Consider the following 1,260-nt stretch of genomic DNA (forward strand, 5'->3'; position numbering starts at 1 on the left):
TCGGCTGTTAACCGGTAGATGTAAACACCATTGCTATAACGGCGCGCATCCCACACCGGCTCGTGGCGACCTACCTCAAAGTCCTTGTCTTTGAATAGGGTCTCTACATGTGCCCCGCGTACATCAAATACCTGCAGCGTCACCTTCGAGGGCTTGGGCAGCTCAAACGGGATACGTGTACGGCCCATAAACGGATTAGGGTAGTTCTGTTCAAGCTTATATTCACTTGGCACGCCATCAATCATAAATTGAAGCAGATCTAATCCATCAACTTCGGCTGTTACAACATACTCACCCGGGATATCTCCAATTTGTAACTGTGTGTATGCCTTACCTTCGGTGTTAGTTTGAATACGCAATTCCGATGGCTCTTTCGCATCTCCGCTTATTAGCTGCGAGCCAACACTTCGCATTGGTTGTTGTTCAATACGGTACGTTACCGGTACATCAGGTATCGTATTATCCCATGTATCAAATACCTGTACCGATAACGTATCCGCATAAATCTGTTTGACAGGACCAACATACTCCGCCGAATCGCTCACGATCGACCTCAACGCCGCCGGTGAGCCTGGCGATACCACCACCATCTTCTGCTCTGAGCTGACCGGCAGCAGACCCTTAAGCTGATTGATCTGGGCAGTATGTTCCCCGGCTTTGGTCGTTTGCATTCTGAAAAGAACAGAAGAACGACCTTTAGAAAGACTCACCCTGTTACGCTCCGGCCGCTGCCCATCTACCTGATAAATAGCAAAGGTCTGGGTGCTGTCCCAGCTCACATTAAAGGCAAGGTCTTCCGGCGATAGCCTGTCGTTGCCTAATTCATCTTTCAGCCTTAGCTCATACACATCACTCGTTACACCCGCTTCCAGGCTATCTGAGCCCGTTATGCTTACCATGTACTTCTCCCCTCCCTTCACGGTAAAACGATCACTTTCTCCAGTATAACCGTCCTGGTCTTCGACCATCACGCGACCCGACAGACCTACAAAGGCGGCAGGCTCAAATATAGCTTCTGCGATACCCTGAGTATTCGTCACCGATAGCGTATCAGCAAACTCGCCTCCGCTTGTCGCTTCCCAGCTTAGCCGCTGTCCGGACGCCCTCACACGATTGCCCCACTGGTCCACCAGCTGGGCCGCAACCCTCACCGAATCCCCAGCCATCGGCGTAGCCTCAGAAACCTCCACCGCGTACCTATAGGGCCCACACCACGTGTTGGCAAGGTCGCTGCAGGTTTCTATCGTGGCTGTGAAGCTA

Annotated in this window: 1 protein-coding gene; it reads right to left on the reverse strand. The window is 51.7% G+C overall.

Features of this window, described 5'->3' with window-relative positions:
- On the reverse strand, nt 1–1,166 hold a 1,166-nt coding region (locus tag ACFSVN_RS04980; RefSeq protein ID WP_390299508.1), incomplete at its 3' end, for a T9SS type A sorting domain-containing protein.
- Nucleotides 1,167–1,260 lie beyond the last annotated feature (94 nt).

The organism is Gracilimonas halophila, assembly GCF_042684365.1.
GTDB classification, from domain to species: domain Bacteria; phylum Bacteroidota; class Rhodothermia; order Balneolales; family Balneolaceae; genus Gracilimonas; species Gracilimonas halophila.